Annotated in this window: 15 protein-coding genes; 7 read left to right on the forward strand and 8 right to left on the reverse strand. The window is 67.0% G+C overall.

Annotated elements, in window-relative coordinates:
• Positions 1 to 663 precede the first annotated feature (663 nt).
• The 4 genes from QX126_RS27945 to QX126_RS27960 all read left to right on the forward strand — a co-directional run bounded on the left by QX126_RS27945 (position 664) and on the right by QX126_RS27960 (position 7,585).
• The gene (locus tag QX126_RS27945) at positions 664 to 2,247 is read left to right on the forward strand and encodes a Do family serine endopeptidase (RefSeq protein WP_315785178.1); all 1,584 of its coding nucleotides are present in this window, start codon (positions 664 to 666) and stop codon (positions 2,245 to 2,247) included.
• A 259-nt stretch (positions 2,248 to 2,506) separates the two neighbouring features.
• Positions 2,507 to 3,187, forward strand: a complete 681-nt coding sequence (locus tag QX126_RS27950; RefSeq protein WP_315739932.1) for a response regulator transcription factor — start codon at positions 2,507 to 2,509, stop codon at positions 3,185 to 3,187.
• Positions 3,171 to 4,631 (forward strand): sensor histidine kinase, encoded by a 1,461-nt coding sequence (locus QX126_RS27955; protein ID WP_315716154.1) that lies wholly within the window; start codon positions 3,171 to 3,173, stop codon positions 4,629 to 4,631. Before QX126_RS27950 ends, QX126_RS27955 begins: the two co-directional genes overlap by 17 nt.
• Complete coding sequence (locus QX126_RS27960) at positions 4,628 to 7,585, forward strand: bifunctional [glutamine synthetase] adenylyltransferase/[glutamine synthetase]-adenylyl-L-tyrosine phosphorylase (protein ID WP_315785180.1); 2,958 nt, start codon at positions 4,628 to 4,630, stop codon at positions 7,583 to 7,585. Before QX126_RS27955 ends, QX126_RS27960 begins: the two co-directional genes overlap by 4 nt.
• A gap of 33 nt (positions 7,586 to 7,618) precedes the next feature.
• Here QX126_RS27960 and QX126_RS27965 read toward each other — a convergent pair whose 3' ends face one another.
• From QX126_RS27965 to QX126_RS27985, 5 genes are read right to left on the reverse strand one after another with little or no spacing between them, the layout of a single operon-like run.
• The gene (locus tag QX126_RS27965) at positions 7,619 to 7,861 is read right to left on the reverse strand and encodes a formate dehydrogenase subunit delta (RefSeq protein ID WP_315777578.1); all 243 of its coding nucleotides are present in this window, start codon (positions 7,859 to 7,861) and stop codon (positions 7,619 to 7,621) included.
• Positions 7,851 to 8,699 (reverse strand): formate dehydrogenase accessory sulfurtransferase FdhD, encoded by an 849-nt coding sequence (gene fdhD, locus QX126_RS27970; RefSeq protein ID WP_315785182.1) that lies wholly within the window; start codon positions 8,697 to 8,699, stop codon positions 7,851 to 7,853. Before fdhD ends, QX126_RS27965 begins: the two co-directional genes overlap by 11 nt.
• Before the next feature lies 1 nt (position 8,700).
• A complete protein-coding gene (gene fdhF, locus QX126_RS27975) occupies positions 8,701 to 11,580 on the reverse strand; it encodes a formate dehydrogenase subunit alpha (protein ID WP_315785184.1) in 2,880 nt (959 codons plus the stop codon).
• Between the two features lie 23 nt (positions 11,581 to 11,603).
• Positions 11,604 to 13,160: an NADH-quinone oxidoreductase subunit NuoF gene (locus tag QX126_RS27980; RefSeq protein ID WP_315785187.1), complete on the reverse strand. Its 1,557-nt coding sequence runs from the start codon at positions 13,158 to 13,160 to the stop codon at positions 11,604 to 11,606.
• Positions 13,157 to 13,633 (reverse strand): formate dehydrogenase subunit gamma, encoded by a 477-nt coding sequence (locus tag QX126_RS27985; RefSeq protein ID WP_315739931.1) that lies wholly within the window; start codon positions 13,631 to 13,633, stop codon positions 13,157 to 13,159. The genes QX126_RS27980 and QX126_RS27985 overlap by 4 nt, the downstream gene beginning before the upstream one ends.
• A gap of 261 nt (positions 13,634 to 13,894) precedes the next feature.
• On the opposite strand from QX126_RS27985, the gene QX126_RS27990 reads away from it, so the two are divergent.
• Complete coding sequence (locus QX126_RS27990) at positions 13,895 to 14,788, forward strand: LysR family transcriptional regulator (protein ID WP_315785190.1); 894 nt, start codon at positions 13,895 to 13,897, stop codon at positions 14,786 to 14,788.
• A 173-nt stretch (positions 14,789 to 14,961) separates the two neighbouring features.
• On the opposite strand, the gene QX126_RS27995 is transcribed toward QX126_RS27990, so the two are convergent.
• Positions 14,962 to 15,285 carry an antibiotic biosynthesis monooxygenase gene (locus QX126_RS27995; RefSeq protein WP_315720983.1) on the reverse strand — a complete coding sequence of 108 codons (324 nt, stop codon included), beginning with the start codon at positions 15,283 to 15,285 and terminating at the stop codon, positions 14,962 to 14,964.
• Positions 15,286 to 15,465: 180 nt separating this feature from the next.
• Here QX126_RS27995 and QX126_RS28000 point away from each other — a divergent pair, with 180 nt between their 5' ends.
• Complete coding sequence (locus QX126_RS28000; RefSeq protein WP_315785194.1) at positions 15,466 to 16,020, forward strand: DUF4240 domain-containing protein; 555 nt, start codon at positions 15,466 to 15,468, stop codon at positions 16,018 to 16,020.
• Between the two features lie 1,136 nt (positions 16,021 to 17,156).
• Here the strand turns inward: QX126_RS28000 and QX126_RS28005 are convergent.
• Together QX126_RS28005 and QX126_RS28010 are read right to left on the reverse strand one after the other, a co-directional pair.
• Positions 17,157 to 19,481, reverse strand: coding sequence for a PAS domain-containing sensor histidine kinase (locus QX126_RS28005; RefSeq protein WP_315785197.1), 2,325 nt, complete (start codon positions 19,479 to 19,481; stop codon positions 17,157 to 17,159).
• Between the two features lie 207 nt (positions 19,482 to 19,688).
• The gene (locus QX126_RS28010) at positions 19,689 to 21,002 is read right to left on the reverse strand and encodes a cation diffusion facilitator family transporter (RefSeq protein WP_315785200.1); all 1,314 of its coding nucleotides are present in this window, start codon (positions 21,000 to 21,002) and stop codon (positions 19,689 to 19,691) included.
• Here QX126_RS28010 and QX126_RS28015 point away from each other — a divergent pair.
• Entirely contained in the window at positions 20,983 to 21,111 is a 129-nt protein-coding gene (locus tag QX126_RS28015) for a hypothetical protein (protein ID WP_315739817.1), read from the forward strand. The genes QX126_RS28010 and QX126_RS28015 overlap by 20 nt on opposite strands.
• Positions 21,112 to 21,150 lie beyond the last annotated feature (39 nt).

Below are 21,150 nucleotides of genomic sequence, written 5' to 3' on the forward strand. Positions count from 1 at the left end.
TTAACACCATCGCACAGGGAGGGCCGGGCGTGTTCGGCCAGACCTGTGGTACCTGCCGCCTGCATTTTTTCCGCAGGCGGGCCACGGGCGCGGCCAGCGCCCGGCCTTCCCTGTGCCCTCGATGCGAGGGTGCGAGTTCAAGGGCATAGCTCGGGCGCGGGATGCGTCGCGAGGATGTGGAGGCTCGACTCGCGGTTAGTTTTCTCCACATGCTGTTTGATAGTGTGGATCAGGATAGTTGCTCCGGGCGTCATTGCGAGCGCACCGGACGGGTAGGGCGGATTAGCGAAAGCGCAATCCGCCGGGGGCTGGCTCCGGTGCGGGCGGATGTGCGGCGGCTGGATCGGGGGCTGTTGGGAAGGCGGCGGGTTACGCCTGCGGCTAACCCGCCCTACGGGGTTACGACTTTGGTCGGACCGGCCAAAATGATGGCCGCTACGGGGCGGCCGGGACGCTGGCAAACCCCTGGTCTCGCAAGGCTTTTCCGTCGCGCTCCACCATCTGCGCCATTCCGCCGCAGTGTTCGTGTCCGTCCATTACAGAAGTTTAACGCCGCAGCCAGCACGCCGTAAGGCGGCGGCCCCCATCTTCACTGGCGAACGGGGCGCACAGCCCGGGACCCCAGTTTAGACCTTGACCAAAATCGCTTGCGGAGAAAACCGTATGACTGACCGTCCGACCGACCTGTCCTCGCTTCCGTCCTATCGCCAGCCCCGGCGCGGGCTGTTCTCGGCGCGCAAGTTCGCGCTGATGGCCTCCGTGGTCGCGGGCCTCGGCGTCGCCGCCTATGGCCTGTCGCCGCAGGGGGCGCCGGTCGATCTGTTCTCGACCTCGGCGCACGCGCAGGTCGCCAACGAGGTCAGCAAGGTCGCGCGCCCCGTCGGCTTTGCCGACATCGTGGAGCGGGTGAAGCCGTCGGTGATTTCGGTCAAGGTCAACATCGCGGAGAAGGTCGCCAAGGACGACAGCGACGACGATACGCCGTTCCAGCCGGGCTCGCCGATGGAGCGCTTCTTCCGCCGCTTCGGCGGTGAGAACGGCATTCCCGGCATGCCGGGCCGCGGCGGCCGTGGTGGCGGCCGCGCCGTGACCGGGCAGGGCTCCGGCTTCTTCATCTCCGCCGACGGCTATGCCGTGACCAACAACCACGTGGTCGACGGCGCCAACAAGGTCGAGGTGACGACCGACGACGGCAAGACCTACAGCGCCAAGGTGATCGGCACCGACCAGCGCACGGATCTCGCGCTGATCAAGGTGGAGGGCAGCTCGAACTTCCCGTTCGCCAAGCTCGCCGACGGCAAGCCGCGCATCGGCGACTGGGTACTGGCGGTCGGCAATCCGTTCGGCCTCGGCGGCACGGTGACGGCCGGCATCGTCTCGGCGGTGGGCCGCGACATCGGCAACGGCCCCTATGACGATTTCATCCAGATCGACGCGCCCGTGAACAAGGGCAACTCCGGCGGTCCGGCGTTCGATGTCGACGGCAATGTGGTCGGCGTCAACACCGCGATCTATTCGCCGTCCGGCGGCAGCGTCGGCATCGCGTTCTCGATTCCCGCCTCCACGGTCAAGAGCGTGATCGCGCAGCTCAAGGACAGCGGCTCGGTCAGCCGCGGCTGGATCGGCGTGCAGATCCAGCCGGTGACGCAGGACATCGCCGACAGCCTCGGCATGAAGAAGGCCGAGGGCGCGCTGGTCGCCGAGCCCCAGGCCAATGGTCCGGCGGCGAAGGCCGGCATCCAGTCCGGCGACGTCATCACCGCGGTCAATGGCGAGCCGGTGAAGGACGCGCGTGAGCTCGCCCGCACCATCGGCGGCATTGCGCCGGGCGCCTCCGTCAAGCTCAACGTCCTGCAGAAGGGCCAGGAGAAGACCATCAACCTGACGCTCGGCAAGCTGCCGAACACGATCGAGGCCAAGGCCGACACCGGCGGCGACAATGCGAGCCCGACCCGCGGCGCCGACGTGCCGAAGCTCGGCATGACCGTCGCGCCCGCTTCGAGCGTTGCCGGCGCCGGCAAGGACGGCGTCGTCGTCACCGAGGTCGATCCGAAGAGCGCGGCCGCCGATCGCGGCTTCAAGGAAGGCGACGTCATCCTGGAGGTCGCGGGCAAGTCGGTGACCTCTGCCGGTGACGTCCGCGAGGCCATCAACGCCGCGAAGGCCGACAACAAGAACAGCGTGCTGATGCGTGTGAAGAGCGGCGGCCAGTCGCGCTTCGTCGCGGTGCCGCTGGCCAAGGGCTAAGAGCCCTTACGAGATGGGAGGCCGCCGGCAAGTGCCCCCGCGTCGGCGGCTCTTCCTGGGGCGGGCTTAAAGTTCCGCTCCCACAGACCTTCCGTTGGACAACGCCCCCCTCCGTCGGAAGGAACTCGGGCGGTGAGGTCCCCCAACCTCACCGCCCACTTTGCTGCCGATCAACCCCGGGCCCACGCCGCCTTGCACGGAAACCGCGGCCGGTCCATGTAGATGGACACCAACCGTGACCACCGCCCCCGTTTCCGCAATGCGCCTCCTGATCATCGAAGACGACCGCGAGTCCGCCGACTATCTGGTCAAGGCGTTCCGCGAGGTCGGACATGTCGCAGACCTCGCCAGCGACGGCGAGGAGGGGCTCGCCATGGCCGAAAGCGGGGATTACGACGTGCTGGTGGTCGACCGCATGCTGCCCAAGCGCGACGGCCTGTCCCTGATCGGCGCGCTGCGCGACGAGGGCAACCGGACGCCGGTGCTCATTCTGTCGGCGCTCGGCCAGGTCGATGACCGCATCAAGGGCCTGCGCGCCGGCGGCGACGACTATCTGCCGAAGCCCTACGCCTTTGCCGAGCTGCTCGCCCGCGTCGAGGTGCTGTCGCGCCGCCACGGCGGCCCGGCCGAGGAGACGACCTACAAGGTCGGCGATCTCGAGCTCGACCGTCTTTCTCACAGGGTTGCGCGCGGCAAGGACGAGCTGACCCTGCAGCCGCGCGAGTTCCGCCTGCTCGAATATCTGATGAAGCACGCGGGGCAGGTGGTCACGCGCACCATGCTCCTGGAGAACGTCTGGGACTATCACTTCGATCCGCAGACCAACGTGATCGACGTCCACATCTCGCGGCTGCGCTCCAAGATCGACAAGGGGTTTGACCGCCCGCTGCTCCACACCATCCGCGGCGCGGGGTACATGATCCGTGACGGCCTTCGGTAAGCTGATCCGCACCACGGCGTTCCGGCTGACGCTGGTCTATCTGCTGTTGTTTGCGTTGTTCGCAGCCTCGCTGCTCGGCTATTTCGCCTGGAACACCCGCCGCCTCATCACCGAGCAGATCTCGACCACGGTCACCTCCGAGATCAGCGAGATGACCGACATCTTCGCCCGCTGGGGCCTGCGCGGAATCGTCGGCGCGATCGAGAGCCGCGCGCTGCGGCCCGGCGCCAATCTCTATCTCATCACCACGCCGACCGGGCAGGCCATCGCCGGCAATGTCGGCTCGCTGGCGCCGGGCGTGATGGGCTCGTCCGGCTGGTCGGAGACGTTCTACCGGCGGCTCGACGACAGCACCGAGCATAGCCACCGCGCGCTGGTCTATGTCACGCAGCTCTCCAGCGGTTTTCGGCTTTTGATCGGCCGCGATCTCGAGGAGCGCCGCCGCCTGTTCGGCATCGTCGCCAAGGCGGCGCAATGGTCGGTGCTGGTTGTGGTGGTGCTCGGCATCGGCGGCGGCATCTTCGTGGCGCGGCGCGTGCTGCACCGGATCGATGCCATGACCGGCACGACGCGGCGGATCATGGATGGCGATCTCTCCGGCCGTCTGCCGGTCGGGCGCAGCGGCGACGAGCTCGATCGCCTGGCCGAGAATCTCAATGCGATGCTGGAGCGCATCGAGGCGCTGATGACCGGCCTCAAGGAGGTCTCGGACAACATCGCGCATGATCTCAAGACGCCGCTGACGCGGCTGCGCAACCGCGCCGAGGAGGCGCTGGCGAAGTCGCGTTCCGAGGACGAATATCGCGCCGCGCTGGAGCGCACGATCGAGGAATCCGACGGCCTGATCCGGACGTTCAACGCGCTGCTGATGATCGCGCGGGCGGAGTCCGGGCAGGCGCGCGGCGACATGGTCGAGTTCGATGCGGCCGAGGTCGCCGGCGGCATCCACGAATTGTACGAGCCGCTGGCCGAGGACAATGAGATGACGTTGCGGGTCAAGGCCGCGGCCGCGCCGGTGCATGGCAATCGCGAGCTGATCAGCCAGGCGCTCGCCAATCTCGTCGAGAACGCGATCAAATACGGCAAGCCGGCGGCGCTGCCGCTCGATGCCGCCGCCGCCGCTGATAGCCGCGAGATCCTGATCGAGGCGCGGCGCGAGGGCGGACAGGTGCTGCTCAGCGTCACCGATCATGGCGAGGGCATTCCCGAGGCCGAGCGCAAGCGCGCCGTCGAGCGTTTCGTGCGGCTGGAGGCGAGCCGCACCTTGCCGGGGTCCGGCCTCGGTCTCAGCTTGGCGTCCGCCGTCGCGACCCTGCATGGCGGCGAGCTCCGGCTCGCCGATGCCAGGCCGGGGCTGATCGCGACGCTGGTGCTGCCGGCCGGTGCCGGCGTGCCCGCGAAGCTTGCGGCGCCGGCGCAGGATGTGCCACAGAAGGCCGCATGACCTCATCCGCGCCGGGAAACGCGGACGGGCAGACGCTGGCCGAACGTTTCGTTGCCGGCCCGCATGTCCGTGCGCCCGACAAAGCCGAACACCGCCTCCACGAGTGGCTCGCCGAGCTCGAGCCGTCCTTGGCCGTCTCGCTCCGCGCGCTGCTCGCCGGCGGCTGGCCGCGAACCATCCTGCTCGGGATTGCCGAGTGCTCGCCCTATCTGTTCGATCTCGTCCGCGCCGACGGCCATCGTCTGGACCGTCTTCTGCGCTGCGACCCGCAGGCGCACCTTTCCGAGCTGATCGCCCGCACCGGCCGCGAGGTGTTCGCCGCCTCCAGCGAAGCCGAGGTGATGAGCCTGCTGCGGCGGCTGAAATCCGAAGCGGCGCTGCTGATCGCGCTGTGCGACATCGGCGGCGTGTGGCCGGTGATGCAGGTGACGGCGGGGCTGACCGACGTCGCGGTGTCCTCGGTGCAGATGGCGCTGCGGTATCTGCTGCGTCTCGAGACGGTGCGCGGCCGGCTTGCGCCCGTTGATGCCGACGATCCGGAGCAGGGCAGCGGCCTGTTCGTGCTCGCGATGGGCAAGATGGGCGCGGGCGAGCTCAACTATTCGAGCGACATCGACCTGATCGTGTTTTTCGATCCCGAGATCAATTCGCTGGCGCGCGACATCGAGCCGCAGCCGTTCTTCGTCCGTGTGACGCAAGCGATGGCGCGGCTGCTGCAGAGCCGCACCGCGGACGGCTATGTGTTCCGAGTCGATCTCCGGCTGCGGCCGGATCCGGCCTCGACGCAGGTGGCGATGTCGACCGAGGCGGCGCTGCATTACTACGAGCGCGAGGGCCGCACCTGGGAGCGGGCCGCGATGATCAAGGCGCGGGTCTGCGCCGGCGACGTCGTCGCGGGCGAGGCGATGCTGGCCGAGCTGTCGCCCTTCGTGTGGCGCAAGCATCTCGACTTCCAGGCGCTGACCGACGTCCACGACATGAAGCGGCAGATGCAGGTCTATCGCGGCCACAGCGAGATCGCGGTCGAGGGCCACAACGTCAAGGTCGGGCGCGGCGGCATTCGCGAGATCGAGTTCTTCGCCCAGACCCAGCAACTGATCGCCGGTGGAAGACACCCCGAGCTGCGGGTGCGTCCGACCCTGCAGGCGCTCGACGTGCTCACCGCCAGCAATTGGATCACGGAGCAGGCGCGTGACGAGCTCACCACGGCCTATGAGTTCCTGCGCCGGGTCGAGCACCGGCTGCAGATGATGGCGGACGAGCAGATCCACAGCCTGCCCGACGATGTCGAGGGCGTGAGCCGCTTCGCATGCTTCTTCGGCTACGACAGCCGCGAGCGGTTCGCGACCGATCTGCTGTTCCATCTCGACGTGGTGCAGGGACACTACGCCCGGCTGTTCGAGGGCGATCCCACCGGCACCGTCAGCCTGCCGGCGGTGAACTACGGCGCCGGTCCCGACGAACCGCGCCTGATGGAGCATCTTGCCGCATTGGGCTTCCGCGATCCCGTGATGGTCGCCAAGACCCTGCAGCAATGGCTCGCGGGCGAGTACCGCGTGTTCCGCACCGATGCGACGCGCACCGCGTTCACCGATTTCCTGCCTGCGCTGATCGATGGGCTCGCCCATGCCGACGAGCCGGATCGCGCGGTCGTCGCGTTCGACCGTTTCCTGCAGGCACTGCAGCTCGGCGGCCGCCTGATCACCCTGCTCGGGCAGAACCGCGATCTCGTCGCGCTCGTCGCGCTCGTGCTCGGGGCGGCGCCTCGGCTCGGCGACATGCTGGCGCGGCAGCCGCGGCTGATGGACGGCCTGATCGATCCGCGCTTCTTCGGCGCCATCCCGGACCGGCGCGAATTGTCGGAGCGGCTGGCGTCGACGCTGCAGGATGCCGGGACCTATGAGGAGTTTCTCGATCGTCTCCGGCTGTTCGGCCAGGAGAGCTTGTTCCTGATCGGCACGCGCATCCTCTCCGGGACGGTGTCGGCGCAGCAGGCCGGCACCGCGTTCGCCGACGTCGCCGAGGGCATCGTGCACACCGTGCATGATCTCGTGACCGACCGCTTTGCCGCCCAGCATGGCCGCATCAAGGGCCAGGAGACCGCGATCGTCGCGATGGGGCGGCTCGGCGCGCGCGAGATGACGGCCTCGTCCGATCTCGACCTGATTTTGCTGTATGATTTCGATGCCGACGTGCCGGATTCCGACGGCGAGCGCTCGCTGCAGGGCGCGCATTATTTTGCGCGCTTCACCCAGCGGCTGATTTCGGCCTTCACCTCGCGCACCAATTACGGCGTGCTCTACGACATCGACATGCGGCTGCGGCCGTCGGGCCGCGCCGGTCCGCTGGCCTCGCACATCAATTCCTTCGCGCATTATCAGGAGCAGGAGGCGTGGACCTGGGAGCACATGGCGCTGACGCGCGCGCGGGTGATCTCGGCGTCGCCGGCGTTTCGGGCGCGCATCGAGGAGATCATCCAGGCGGCGCTGCGCCGGCCGCGCGACAGGAGTGCGATCGCGCGCGACGTCGCCGACATGCGCCGCGCGATCGCCGCCGAGAAGGGCGAGGCCGATCTGTGGGATCTCAAGCACGCCGCCGGCGGCATGGTCGACATCGACTTCGTCGCGCAATATCTGCAGCTCGTCCATGCCGCGACGACGCCGGAGATTCTCGATGTCAGCACGCTTGCGGTGCTCGACAATGCCGAGCGGCTCGGCGTGCTACCGCGTGCTGAAGCCGTGATCCTGCGTCAGGCTGCGCGGCTCTATCACGATCTGACGCAGATCGTGCGGCTGTGCGTCAGCGACAAGTTCAAGCCGGATCAGGCCGGCGAGGACCTGCTGCGGGTGATGACCCGGGCGGGCGACGCGCCGGATTTCTCGGCGCTCGAGGCGAGGCTGCGCGAAACGCAGACCGAGGTGCGGCGCGTGTTCACCGCACTCGTGGAGGGATGACCGGACCAGGCGCGCGGTAGGACAGCCGGCCGCCTATGCCTTTTCCTTGGCGACCGCCGCCTGCTTCAGCCGGCCGATCGCTTCCTTGACCGCCGGGTCGAGGCCGGCGCCGCCGGCGTCGTGGTGCGCATAGATCGTCTTGAGCATCCGCGGGTCCCAGAACTTCTTGATGTGCTCGGCGACGCCGGCGACCTCCTTCTCCTGGCCCTGGCTCTGGAAGAACTTGCCGATCTGGTTGGCCATGTAGACGAGGCGCTCGGAGGGGTTATGCGACATGGGTGTTGTCCGTCTGTGTTGATCGCGCGCCGGTCTCGGCGCTCGCGACGATCCGGTCGGGATGGGTGAAGATTTCGAAGCCGTCGTTGCGGGCCACCGCAATCAGTGTGATCCCCGCGGACTCGGCCATGCGGATGGCGAGCGCGGTCGGTGCTGACACTGCGACCAGAACGGGGGCGCCCATAGCCGCGGCCTTCTGCACCAGCTCGACGGAGACGCGGCTCGTCATGAGCACGATGCCTTCGGTCGCAACGCTTCGCGCCTGCGCGAGGTGGCCGGCGAGCTTGTCGAGCGCATTGTGGCGGCCGACATCCTCGCGGAGCGCAACGATGCCGCGCGCCGGCGTCCAGAACGCCGCGGCGTGCACGGCGCGGGTCTCGCGATTGAGCTTCTGCAGCGGCTCGATCGCGGCGAGCGCGGTCATGACGTCGCGCGGCGCGAAGCGCCGGCCCGCGGGCACGCGCGCCACCGGCCGCACCGCTTCCGCGATGGAGTCGATGCCGCATAGTCCGCAGCCGGTGGGACCGGCGAGGCTGCGCCGGCGCTCTGCCATGCGCGCAGCAAGCTCCGGCGGCAGCCACATCCTGAGCTCGATGCCGTCGGTGAGCTCGACGACATCGAGCGAGATGATGTCGTCGCGGCTGGCGATGATGCCCTCGTTGAGGCTGAAGCCGATGGCGAAGTCGGTGAGATCCTGCGGGGTCGCCATCATGACGGCCTGGGTGCCGCCATTATAGGTCAGCGCGACCGCGGTCTCCTCCGGCACGCGGCGGTGGCCCTCGGTGAGGGCTCCGTCGCGCCAGACCAGACGATCCGCGATGCGCACTGCATCGGTCATGCTACTCCGCCGCCTCCACGATCGGGGCGATGCGACGCGAGTTGCGGGCCTGCTCGTCATAGGCCTTCTGCCAGTCCGACGGGCCGTTGGACTGCGACACCTGCACCGCCGTGACCTTGTACTCCGGACAGTTGGTCGCCCAGTCCGAATAGTCTGTCGTGATGACGTTGGCCTGGGTCAGCGGGTGGTGGAAGGTGGTGTAGACCACCCCCGGCGCCACGCGCTCGGAGATCAGCGCATGCAGCGTGGTCTCGCCGGCGCGGCTGGTCAGCCGCACCCAGTCGCCGTCGCGGATGCCGCGCTGCTCGGCGTCGTGCGGATGGATCTCCAGTACGTCCTCGCCATGCCACACCACGTTGTCGGTGCGCCTTGTCTGGGCGCCGACATTGTACTGCGACAGGATGCGGCCGGTGGTCAGCAGCAGCGGGAAGCGCGGGCCGGTGCGCTCGTCGGTCGCGACATACTCGGTGACCACGAACTTGCCCTTGCCGCGGACGAAGCCGTCGACATGCATGATCGGCGAGCCCTCGGGGAACTTCTCGTTGCAGGGCCACTGCACCGAGCCCATCTCCTCGAGCTTCTGGTAGGAAACGCCGGCAAAGGTCGGCGTCAGCGCCGCGATCTCGTCCATGATCTCGGACGGATGGTTGTACTTCATCTCGAAGCCCATCGCCTTGGCGAGACCGATCGTGACCTCCCAATCGGCGAGGCCGTTGCGCGGGCTCATCACCTTGCGCACGCGCTGGATGCGGCGCTCGGCGTTGGTGAAGGTGCCGTCCTTCTCCAGGAAGGTCGAGCCGGGCAGGAACACGTGGGCGTAGTTGGCGGTCTCGTTCAGGAACAGGTCCTGGACGATGACGCATTCCATCGACGACAGCGCCTGCACCACATGCGTGGTGTTGGGATCCGACTGCAGGATGTCCTCGCCCTGCACGTAGAGGCCCATGAAGGTGCCTTCGATCGCGGAGTCGAACATGTTCGGGATGCGCAGGCCCGGCTCAGGGTTGAGCTTGACGTTCCACATCGCCTCAAACTGGTCGCGCACGGCGTCGCCCGAGATGTGCCGGTAGCCCGGCAGCTCGTGCGGGAACGAGCCCATGTCGCACGAGCCCTGCACGTTGTTCTGGCCACGCAGCGGGTTCACACCGACGCCGCGGCGGCCGATATTGCCGGTCGCCATCGCGAGGTTGGCGATCGCGATCACCGTGGTCGAGCCCTGGCTGTGCTCGGTCACGCCGAGGCCGTAATAGATCGCGCCGTTGCCGCCCTTGGCGTAGAGCCGGGCCGCGCCGCGGATGGTCTCGGCATCGACGCCGGTGATCCCGGCGACCGCCTCCGGGCTGTTCTTCTCGAGCGCGACGAACTCGGCCCAGTCCTGGAACTCGCTCCAGTCGCAGCGCTCGCGCACGAAGGTCTCGTTGACGAGGCCTTCGGTGACGATGACATGCGCCAGCGCGGTCAGGATGGCGACGTTGGTGCCGGGCAGCAGCGGCAGATGATAGTCCGCCTTGATGTGCGCTGACTTCACGAGGTCGATCTTGCGCGGATCGACGACGATCAGCTTGGCGCCCTGGCGCAGCCGCTTCTTCATGCGCGAGCCGAACACCGGATGCGCATCGGTCGGGTTGGCGCCGATCACCATGATGACGTCGCTGTCCTCGACCGAGTCGAAGTCCTGCGTGCCGGCGGAGGTGCCGAAGGTGGTGGCAAGGCCGTAGCCGGTCGGCGAGTGGCAGACGCGGGCGCAGGTGTCGACATTGTTGTTGCCGAAGCCCGCGCGGATCAGCTTTTGCACCAGATAGGTCTCTTCGTTGGTGCAGCGGGACGAGGTGATGCCGCCGATCGAGTCGCGGCCATGCTTCGCCTGGATGCCGCGCAGCTTGTCGGCTGCGAACTTGAAGGCCTCGTCGTAGGAGACCTCGCGCCAGGGCTGGTCGATGGTCTCGCGGATCATCGGCTTGAGGATGCGCTCCTTGTGGGTCGCATAGCCATAGGCGAAGCGGCCCTTGACGCAGGAATGGCCGCGATTGGCCTTGCCGTCCTTGTAGGGCATCATGCGCACGACTTCTTCGCCGCGCATCTCGGCCTTGAAGGTGCAGCCGACGCCGCAATAGGCGCAGGTGGTGACGGCGGAATGCTCGGGCTGGCCGATCTCGATCACGCTCTTCTCGGTCAGGGTCGCGGTCGGGCAGGCCTGCACGCAGGCGCCGCAGGACACGCATTCCGAGCCGAGGAAGCTCTCGCTCATGCCCGGCGACACCCGGCTGTCGAAGCCGCGGCCGGAGATGGTCAGCGCGAACGTGCCTTGCACTTCCTCGCAGGCGCGGACGCAGCGCGAGCAGACGATGCACTTGGAGGGATCGTAGGTGAAATAGGGGTTCGACTCGTCCTTCGGCAGCCAGGCCGGATTGGCCTCGCCGCAGGCGTCGGCGAACACGTGGTTCTCACCCTGGTTGCCGTAACGGACGTCGCGCAGGCCGACCGCGCCGGCCATGTCCTGCAGCTCGCAATCGCCATTCGCGGCGCAGGTCAGACAGTCGAGCGGATGGTCGGAGATGTAGAGCTCCATCACGCCCTTGCGCAGCTTCTTCAGCCGCTCGGTCTGGGTGTGGACGACGAGGCCCGCGGCCACCGGTGTGGTGCAGGAGGCCGGGGTGCCGGCACGGCCTTCGACCTCGACGAGGCAGAGGCGGCAGGAGCCGAACGCATCGACCATGTCGGTCGCGCACAGCTTCGGGATCTGCGTGCCGGCCTCCATGGCCGCGCGCATGATCGAGGTGCCTTCGGGAACGGTGATGCTCTGACCGTCGATGGTGAGCGTGACCATCGTCTCGGACTTGGAGCGGGGCGTGCCGTAATCGGTTTCGTGGATGAGCGACATGGTCGGTGTCCTTTCCCGATAGCCTATTCCGCGGCCTGCAGGCGCGGCTGCTGGGGTCCGAAATCTTCGCGGAAGTGCCTGAGCGCTGATAGCACAGGGTAGGGCGTGAAGCCGCCAAGTGCGCACAGCGAGCCGAGCTTCATAGTGCCGCAGAGGTCCTCGACCAGAGCGATATTCTCGGCGACGCGCTCGCCGCGGCGGATCTTGTCGATGGTCTCGGCGCCGCGGGTCGAGCCGATGCGGCACGGCGTGCACTTGCCGCAGGATTCGATGGCGCAGAACTCCATCGCGAAGCGTGCCTGCTTCGACATGTCGACGGTGTCGTCGAACACGACGATGCCGCCATGGCCGATCAGGCCGTCCTTGGCCGCGAACGCCTCGTAGTCGAACGGCGTGTCGAACAGCGCACGCGGGAAGTAGGCGCCGAGCGGCCCGCCGACCTGCACCGCGCGGACAGGGCGGCCAGTGAGGGTGCCGCCGCCGACGTCGTCGACGAGTTCGCCCAGCGTGATGCCGAACGCGGTCTCGAACAGCCCGCCGAACTTGACGTTGCCGGCGATCTGGATCGGCATCGTGCCGCGCGAGCGCCCCATGCCGAAATCGGCATAGGCCTTGGCGCCTTCATTGAGGATGAAGGGGATCGCGGCGAACGATAGCAGGTTGTTGACCACGGTCGGCTTGCCGAACAGCCCATGATGGGCGGGCAGCGGCGGCTTGGCGCGAACCAGTCCGCGCTTGCCTTCGAGGCTTTCCATCAGCGCGGTCTCTTCGCCGCAAACATAGGCGCCGGCGCCGGTGCGCACCTCGAGATCAAAGGTGTGGTTGGAGCCGGCGATCTTGTCGCCGAGCAGGCCGGCCTTCCGGGCGATGTCGATCGCCTTGGTCATGGTGGCGATCGCGTGCGGATATTCCGAGCGCGTGTAGATGTAGCCCTTGGTGGCGCCCACCGCGATGCCGCAGATGGTCATGCCTTCGATCAGCACGAAGGGATCGCCTTCCATCAGCATGCGGTCGGCGAAGGTGCCGCTGTCGCCCTCGTCGGCGTTGCAGATGACGTATTTGCGGTCGGCCGCCGTCTGCGCCACCGTCTTCCACTTGATGCCGGTCGGGAAGCCGGCGCCGCCGCGGCCGCGCAGGCCCGACGTCGTGACCTCGGCGATCACCGCATCCGGCGACAGCGTCAGCGCGCGCGTGAGACCCTTGTAGCCGCCATGGGCGCGGTAGTCCTCGAGTGACAGCGGGTCGACGATGCCGCAGCGGGCGAAGGTGAGGCGGGTCTGCCGCTTCAGCCACGGGATCTCCTCGGTCAGGCCGAGCGAAAGCTTGTGCGACTTGTCGGCGATGATCGCATCCAGCAGCGACGGCACGTCCTCAGCGGTCACGGGACCAAAGCCGAAGCGGCCCTGCGCCGTCTCCAGTTCGACCAGCGGCTCCAGCCAATACAACCCACGCGAGCCGTTGCGGACGATCTCGATGTCGACATTGCGCTCCAGCGCCGCCTTGTGCAGCGCCTGCGCGACCTCATCGGCGCCGACAGCGAGCGCGCCGGCATCACACGGGACAAAAAGACGCACGCTCATCGTTGGGCCTCCGAGACGAGAGCATCGATCCGGGCTTCGTCGAGCCGGCCGACCAGGCGTCCATCGAGCATGGCCGACGGCGCGGTTGCGCACAGCCCGAGACAGTAGATCGGCTCGAGCGTGACGCGCTCGTCAGCCGTGGTGTTGCCGAGGGCGACGCCGAGCTTGGCCTCGGCGCGCGCCGCGAGCGCATCACCGCCGGCGGCCTGGCAGGCTTCGGCGCGGCACAGCTTCAGCACGTGACGACCGGCCTTCTTGGCGCGGAAATCATGGTAGAACGTGAACACGCCGTAAACCTCGGCGCGCGACAGGTTCAGGGCGGACGCGATCATCGGAATGGCATCCTCCGGCACGTAGCCGAACGTCTCCTGCAACGCATGGAGGATGGGCAAGGTTGCGCCCTCCATGCTGCTATGTTCGGCGATGATCTCGGCGCCGCGCGCCGCGTCCCAACTTTCGTACACCGGCGTCATCCTGATCCCGATTCTGCGTTGCAAGCGTTTCGCACATCCAAATTGGAATTGCTCGAGATATCAATAAAGCAGTCCCGTGCTGCGATAGCGAAACGCAATCGAGAGATAGCTAGAAGTTGACGAAAAACAGGCGTTCGCGCGACAGGGCTGCGGCGTGTTTTACCATGTCGGCGCCCCCCTCGTCGTGATAGGGTTTCACCATGGCTGGCAACGCCGAAAACGTGCGGAACCGGGCCGTTCAACCGCTGGAAGGCCGACCTCTTGATCGACAAGCTCGAACTGCTGCTGGCGTTGGCCAAGGAGCGTCATTTTGGCCGGGCGGCGGAGGCGTGCGGCGTCACCCAGCCGACCATGTCGACCAGTATCAAGCAGCTGGAGGAGATCCTCGGCGTCATGCTGGTGCAGCGGGGATCGCGGTTCCAGGGGTTCACGCCCGAAGGCGAGCGAACGCTGGATTGGGCGCGCCGGATCGTCGGCGACTTCCGGGCGATGCGCCAGGAGATCAACGGCCTCAAGGACAAGCTGTCGGGCGAGATCCGCATCGCAGCGGTGCCGACCGTGCTCGGCATGGTGGCCTCGCTGACGACGCCGTTCCGCGCCAAGCATCCGGAGGTCCGGTTCCGCATCATGTCGTGCACGTCGGCCGACGTGCTCGGCCTCTTGGAGAATCTCGAGGTCGATGCCGGCCTGACCTACATCGAGAACGAGCCGATCGGCCGTGTCAGAACCATCCCGCTCTACAACGAAAGCTACCGCCTGCTGACCGCGCCCGACGCGATGTTCGGCGATCGCGAGCAGGTGACTTGGCAGGAGGTCGGGCAGGTGCCGCTGTGCCTGCTGACGCCGGACATGCAGAACCGCCGCATCATCGATCGCGCGCTGCGCGCCGCCGGTAACGACGTCACGCCAACGCTCACCTCGAACTCGCTGCTCGTGCTCTACACCCATGTGAAGACCGGCCGCTGGGCCAGTGTCATGCCGGCCAAGCTTGCCGAGACGCTCGGCCTCGCCGACAAGGTGCGCTCGATCCCGATCATCGATCCCGTAATCAACTACCAGATCGGTCTCGTCATCCCGCAGCGTGACCCGATGACGCCGCTGATCGCAGCCCTGGTGCAGATCGCCCGCGAGGTCGCGCCGAGCCTGCAGGCGTAGGAATTGACTTCGTTTTAGGGTAGGCAAAGGCGCGGCCACGCGGCCAGCCGCAGCATCTTGCTCTCGCACGCGCCGCGCCTACCATCGGCGTTCGTCTGTGCCGAGATAGGGTGAGCACACGCCGCCTGCGGCGCCGCTTTGCCTAGCCATCGCTTTTGCGTGCCGTTGCGGGCTCAGCCTGCCGTCGTCGATGGCACCCGGACGACGTAATGTGCAGACTGCGCGTCATAACGACTGAGCAGCGCCTGCGCTGCTGCCGGCACGACGGCCTGCTCATGTGCGGCTCCTGCGAAGCGCTTGACGGCGTCCTCGTCGGTGAACGTCATGATCGTCATGAACTCCACCTCGGTCTCCAGCGGCCGGCGCAGCAGCTCGATGCCGGTGAACCCGGGAATGGCGCGGTCCTTGATCCCGGGGAAGATCGTCGAGCGCAGCAACGCCTCATAGGCATCGGCGTTCGCCGGGCTGGTCCAGCCGCGCCAGATTCGTTTCAGCATCTGATTGTCCTCCGCGATGATAGGCATCGGCCATCGCATGCGTCCGCAACGCGCGCTTGGCGAAAGTTGCTGTTCGCGTGACCTGGGCACGGAGCAGGCCGCCGTCTTGGAAACTTCAAGCTTGTTGGCTTAGAACAACGGATGGCACGACCCTATCTGGGTCGTGGAGAGGGGGAGCCCATGACTGCGCAAGTGATGCCAGCCGATCAGTTCTGGTCGATGATCGGACGGACAGGTGCCGCATCAGTTGCTGACCCTGCCGCGCAGAGCGAAGCGCTCGCTGCGGCGCTCCGCGAGTTGCCGCTGGATCAGATCATCGGCTTCGAGGTCGCGTTTCGCCGCTACCTCAATCAAGCCTATGGCTGGGATCTCTGGGGCGCCGCCTACGTCATCCATGGCGGCTGCTCGGATGACGGCTTCGAGTATTTTCGCCGCTGGCTCGTGACGCGCGGGCAGGAGGTCTATGAGGGCGCCATGACGGATCCCGACAGTCTGGCACAGTTCGATGGCGCTTCGGGACCTGACGACACATGGGAATTCGAAGAGATCTACTATGTCGCCAACAGGGTTTTTCGCGACAAGGGCGGGGAGGGTGACGTCCGCGACCATTCCGAGCCGGAGGCCGGGTTAGGTGGACCTGGACCGGCCGGCGATCCCTTCGAAGAGGACGAGGCGCATCTGGCCGCGCGCTATCCGAAACTCTGGCGCCGCTTCGGGGAGAGTCCGCTGGGCTGACGCCGCGGCGTGCAGACCTGCTCCGACCGGTACATGTGGGCATCACTGCCGCCAGATCCTCCGCCGTCATTCCGGGGCGGCGCGCGCAGCGCGGCGAGCCTGGAATCCATGTCGCCGCGCGGTCTGCCGCACGATGGATTCCGGGCTCGTGCTGCGCACGCCCCGGAATGACCGAGGAGGGAGTGTTGCGTCAAACCCGACCGGGACGAAGTTGGAAGTGTTCCGAAAAATAAAAATCTCTTGCCAATTTTCGGAAATCATGATTTCCTCTCGCCATCCCGCCTCAAGCAAAGGGGCGTTGCGCGCGATCGTCACGACACGCGAGGCGGGGAGGCGGTGGCCGCGAGGGCACGTAGCGTCTTCGGAAGGAGGCGCGGACGGACGGCGCTCTTGCGGACGTGAAATCGCAGCGGCCTGACACCCCGAAGCTGGTGTCTACCGCGCAATGCGCGAGCATTGTCGCGCGATGGTGGCCAACAAGCCGGCGCACCAGGGCGACTGCGTATAAGCGTGAAGACCATCGCGCAGGGAGGGCCGGGTTTGTCCGGCTGCACCTGTGGTACCTGCCGCCTGCATTTTTTTAGCAGGCGGGCCGCAGGCGTCAGCCGACGCCTGGCCTTCCCTGCGCCCTTTGCAATGCCGAGGGGCAGGCTGATTGAAAACCTCGGGCGTCATGGGCCGCGAGCCGCACGGTCATGTCTGGTGCCGTCTGGTACTAAGTCCGATTTCTGTTTGAGATGCGAGGCGCGAATGCCGGAGGCAAAGAATGGTGTCGTCCCGGGCAAGTCACGAGCACGCGCAGCGTGATCGTGGCATCGATTCCTGGACTAATAGCTGCGGCGGCTGTGGGCGCGATCCGACTATGAACATACTGTCCGCGGAGGTGCTGTCCAATACAGCGCCCTCGCCCCTTGTGGGAGAGGGCATGTGCGGCCTCTCCACGCGTTCGGTTGGGTGAGGGGTATGTCTCCGCGAGTTGCACCCGTGGAGAGAGACCCCTCACCCGACCGAACCCGCTGCACTTTCCTACATGCCCTCTCCCACAAGGGGCGAGGGCGCAGTCATCTGCACCGCGCTGGTTGTCAATGTTGAAGCGCCACGGGATCGGCTTTGGTCGCCTCAGCAGCGCACCCGCCTCACGCGGCGACCGAGATGCTCGCCGTGGCCTTGTAGGCGTCGCGGGGGAGGGTGACGCGGACGACGGTGCCGCATTCGATGCGGGAGCGCAACCGCATCGAGCCGCCGTGGAGCTGGGCCAGCGAGCGGGCGATCGCGAGGCCAAGGCCGGAGCCGTGATAGGTCTTGGTCATCTGGCTCTCGACCTGCTCGAACGGCCGGCCGAGCCGCGCCAACGACTGGGCGGGGATGCCGATGCCGGTGTCGGCGATGATGAGCACGACCTTGTCCTCGAACACGCGGCTGCGCATCGTGACCCGGCCGCCTTCGGGGGTGAACTTCACCGCGTTGGACAGCAGGTTGACCATGATCTGCTTGGTGGCGCGGCGGTCGGCGACGACGGGGATGCTGCCTCCGATGTCGGCGTCGAGCACGAGGCTCTTGTCCTGGGCGCGGCCGGAGACGACGCGCAGGGATTCGGCCAGCGTCTTGGCGAGGTCCAGCGGCTCCATGTCGAGCTTCATGCGGCCGGCCTCGATCTTCGACATGTCGAGGATGTCGTTGATTACTTCGAGCAGATACTGACCAGAGGTCAGGATGTCGTGGCAGTACTCCTGATACTTCTCTGAGCCGAGCGAGCCGAACATGCCGCTGCCCATGATCTCGGAGAAGCCGATGATGGCGTTGAGCGGCGTGCGCAGCTCGTGGCTCATGTTGGCGAGGAATTTCGACTTGGTCTGGTTGGCTTCCTCGGCGCGGGTCTTTTCCTGCGAGTACTTCTCGGCGAGGTCGGCGAGCTCGATCGCCTGGCGCTCCAGCGCGCTCTGCGAGCGCTGCAGGTCGATCACGGTGGCGCGCAGGCGCAGGTCGTTGTCGACGAGCTTCTGCTCGTGCTCCTTGATGCGGGTGATGTCGGTGCCGACCGAGACGTAGCCGCCGTCCTTGGTGCGGCGCTCGGAGATGTGCAGCCAGCTGCCGTCGTCGAGTTGGGCCTCGAAGGTGCGCCCGCCCGGCGCCTGCTGGCTGTGGTCGTGCAGCCGGGTGCGGATCTCCGGCATCTTGCCGACCTCGATGACGGTCTCGTAGGAGGTGCCGGGGATCACGGCGGAGTCCGGCAGCTTGTGCAGCTTCTGGAAATGCGAGTTGCACAGCACGAGCCGGTTGTTGGCGTCCCACAGTACGAAGGCTTCCGAGATCGTCTCGATCGCGTCCCGCAGGCGGAGGTCGGCCTCGACGGTCTTCTCGACCAGGCTCTTCTGCTCGGTGACGTCGACCGCGATGCCGATCAGGTGCAGGCCGGAGTCGGAGGTGCCTTGGCTGAGCTCGCAACGGACCCGGAGCCAGATCCAGTGGCCCTCGGTGTGGCGCATCCGGAAGCTCTGGTCGATCTGGTGGATGCCGCCGGCGACGAGCTGGTCGGCGATCGCGAACAGGTCGATGTCGTCCGAGTTCACCAGCGCGTTGACCTCACCGAAGGTGAGGAGGTCGGTGCGGTTTTCGAGGCCGAGCATCGCGAACATCGAGTTCGACCAGAAGATGCGCCCACGCGACAGGTCCCAGTCCCACAGCCCGCAGCGGCCGCGGTTGAGCGCGGTGTCGATGCGGCCACGCACCGCGTCGTTGATCAGGTCGCCCTCGCGGGCGCGCGTCGACTGCCAGTGGAAGGCGAAGCCCAGGATCAGAACGACAAAGCCCGTCGTCGCCGACAAGGTCACCGAGAGCGCGGCGTCCGAGCCCCAGATCGGCTCGAGCTTCTCCTGGATCACGACGACGCGGCCGGGCAGCGCCTTGATCAACTGCGACACCGCGAAGGCCGGACGGCCGTTCGGCAAGGTGATCTCGGTGACCGCGCCCTGCAGGCCGGGCGTGGCCAAGAGCTGCGCGGTCGAGATCAGATCGAGGATGCGGTCGTTCTCGCCGAGCGCTGCGTCGACCGGAACCCGGGCCAGGATGCGGTGGTCGGCGCCGGTGACGATCACGTGGCGTCCGGCCGCCGCTCCCCAGGCGGGGATCAGGTCGGGCAGCAGGCTCTGCAGATGCTCGATGTGGGCGATGCGGTCCGGGCGCATCGCCAGATGACCGATGCGGTCGGCGAGCAGGTCGGAGATCGCGGCCAGGTCGCGCTTGGTCGCGCCGCGCTTCTGACGGCTCTGGTCGAGCACCTGGACGAAGGCGCCGAGACAGATGGTGACGAGAAAGGCGATGATCAAAGTAGGGACAGCACGACGCAATACCGGCTCAGCAGTCAGCAGCCTTTGATAGGCCGGTTTCGCGATCGATTGCGCCAACCCTTTGATGGAATCAGAAGATTGGACGCACGCGTTCGCGGCATGCGCACGCGCCATGCTGAAGACCCCCGAAACTTCTTGGATACCCGAATTTCGAAAGAGCCCCAGCCGCTTCCGAATCAAGTTGATTTGAATCCAGATTTGTCGGGCTGTCGAGAGTCAACGATTTGGCAAAAGCTAATAAATCTTATCCAATGCGGAATTGCCATGGCGAAAAGCCGGCAGAGTGAGTCCGAAGCGGGAACGCAGCATGACTTTCATGCTTCAGCCGTGCGGCGGCTCGGCGTGACTGATGACGCGCTTGACGCTCGGGAAGGCGCGACGCACCCCGCGCTCGATGTGGTCGACATTGTCGTGCACCTTCAGCACGCTCATCGACGGTGCGGCGCGGCAGTGGAAGTTGACGATCTCGCCGGCCTCGGTGTTGCGGACGCGGACATTGTGCACGTCGTACATGTCGGTCTCGGCGGCGAGGCGCTGCAGGGCCTCGGCGATCTCGCCGATCCGCTGCGCCGGCGCATCGACGCCGAATGGCAGCTCGGGCTCGAGCGGCTCGATATGGGTGTCGACCTCGACGTCGGCGCCGAATTCGGCGCGGATGCTGCGTTCCAACTCGTGCGCGATCGCATGCGCTCCGAACAGGCTCATGTCGCCGTCGACCTCGAGGTCGATCGCGACGATCAGGCGGCCACCGACGTCATGGACGGTGACGTGATGGATCGCGAGGCCGGAATTGCGCGCGATCACCATGATGCGCTCGCGGACGCTCTCGTTGCTGAGCGCGACCGGCACCGTCGTGAAGGTGACGTCGGCGCCGGACAGGCTGGCATCGACTGCGGCCTGCGCATCGCGCTTGATCTCGTGCACGCGGTCGATCGGGTAGGTGCGCGGCACCTGCACCGTGGCGTCGACGAAATGCGTCGCGCCGACGAGCCGGACCCGTAGCCGCTCGACATCGACGACGCCATTGATCGAACGGATCGCGGCGCGCGCCTTCTCGGCCGCACCCTCTGGCGCGCGGTCGAGCAGTGTTTCTACGGTGGAGCGCGCCAGCCGCAGGCCGAGCACGGAGATCATCAGGGCGACCGCGACCGCGGCGGCGGAATCCCCCCACCAGAACCCGAGCGCGGTGAGGACGAGGCCGGCGATGACGGCGATCGAGCCGAGCACGTCGGAGGCGAAATGCAGCGCGTCGGCGGCGAGCGCCTGGCTGTGGGTCTCGTGCGCGGCGCGGTGCAGCGCGCGGGCGCGCCAGAAGTTGACGGCGATGTCGACCAGCAGCACCACGAACGGAATCGCCGACAGCGACGGCGGCGCCGCCGCCTCGCGCAGCCGGCTGACGGATTCCACCAGCACGCCGCCGGCCAGCACGTAGAGCAGGGCGATGACGCCGAGCGCCGACAGGCTCTCCAGCTTGCCGTGGCCGTAATGATGCTCGTCGTCGGCCGGCCGGTCCGATACCCGAACCACCATCCAGGTGATCACGGTGGCGACGACGTCGACGGCGCTGTGCAGTGCCTCGGAGACGAGCGCGAGACTGCCGATCAGGATGCCGACGATGAACTTCGCCGCGGCCATGCTGGCGCTCGCCGCGATCGAGATCGCGGCGACACGGGTTTTCCCGGAATCGATATGGGAGGCGGCGTCTCTCATGGCGGCGGATGTAGCAGCCGAGGCCGCACCATGAAAGCCAGGATCGCGCGGTCCATGGGCGTGGACCGCGCGC

The organism is Bradyrhizobium sp. SZCCHNPS1003 (genome assembly GCF_032381555.1).
Classification (GTDB): domain Bacteria; phylum Pseudomonadota; class Alphaproteobacteria; order Rhizobiales; family Xanthobacteraceae; genus Bradyrhizobium.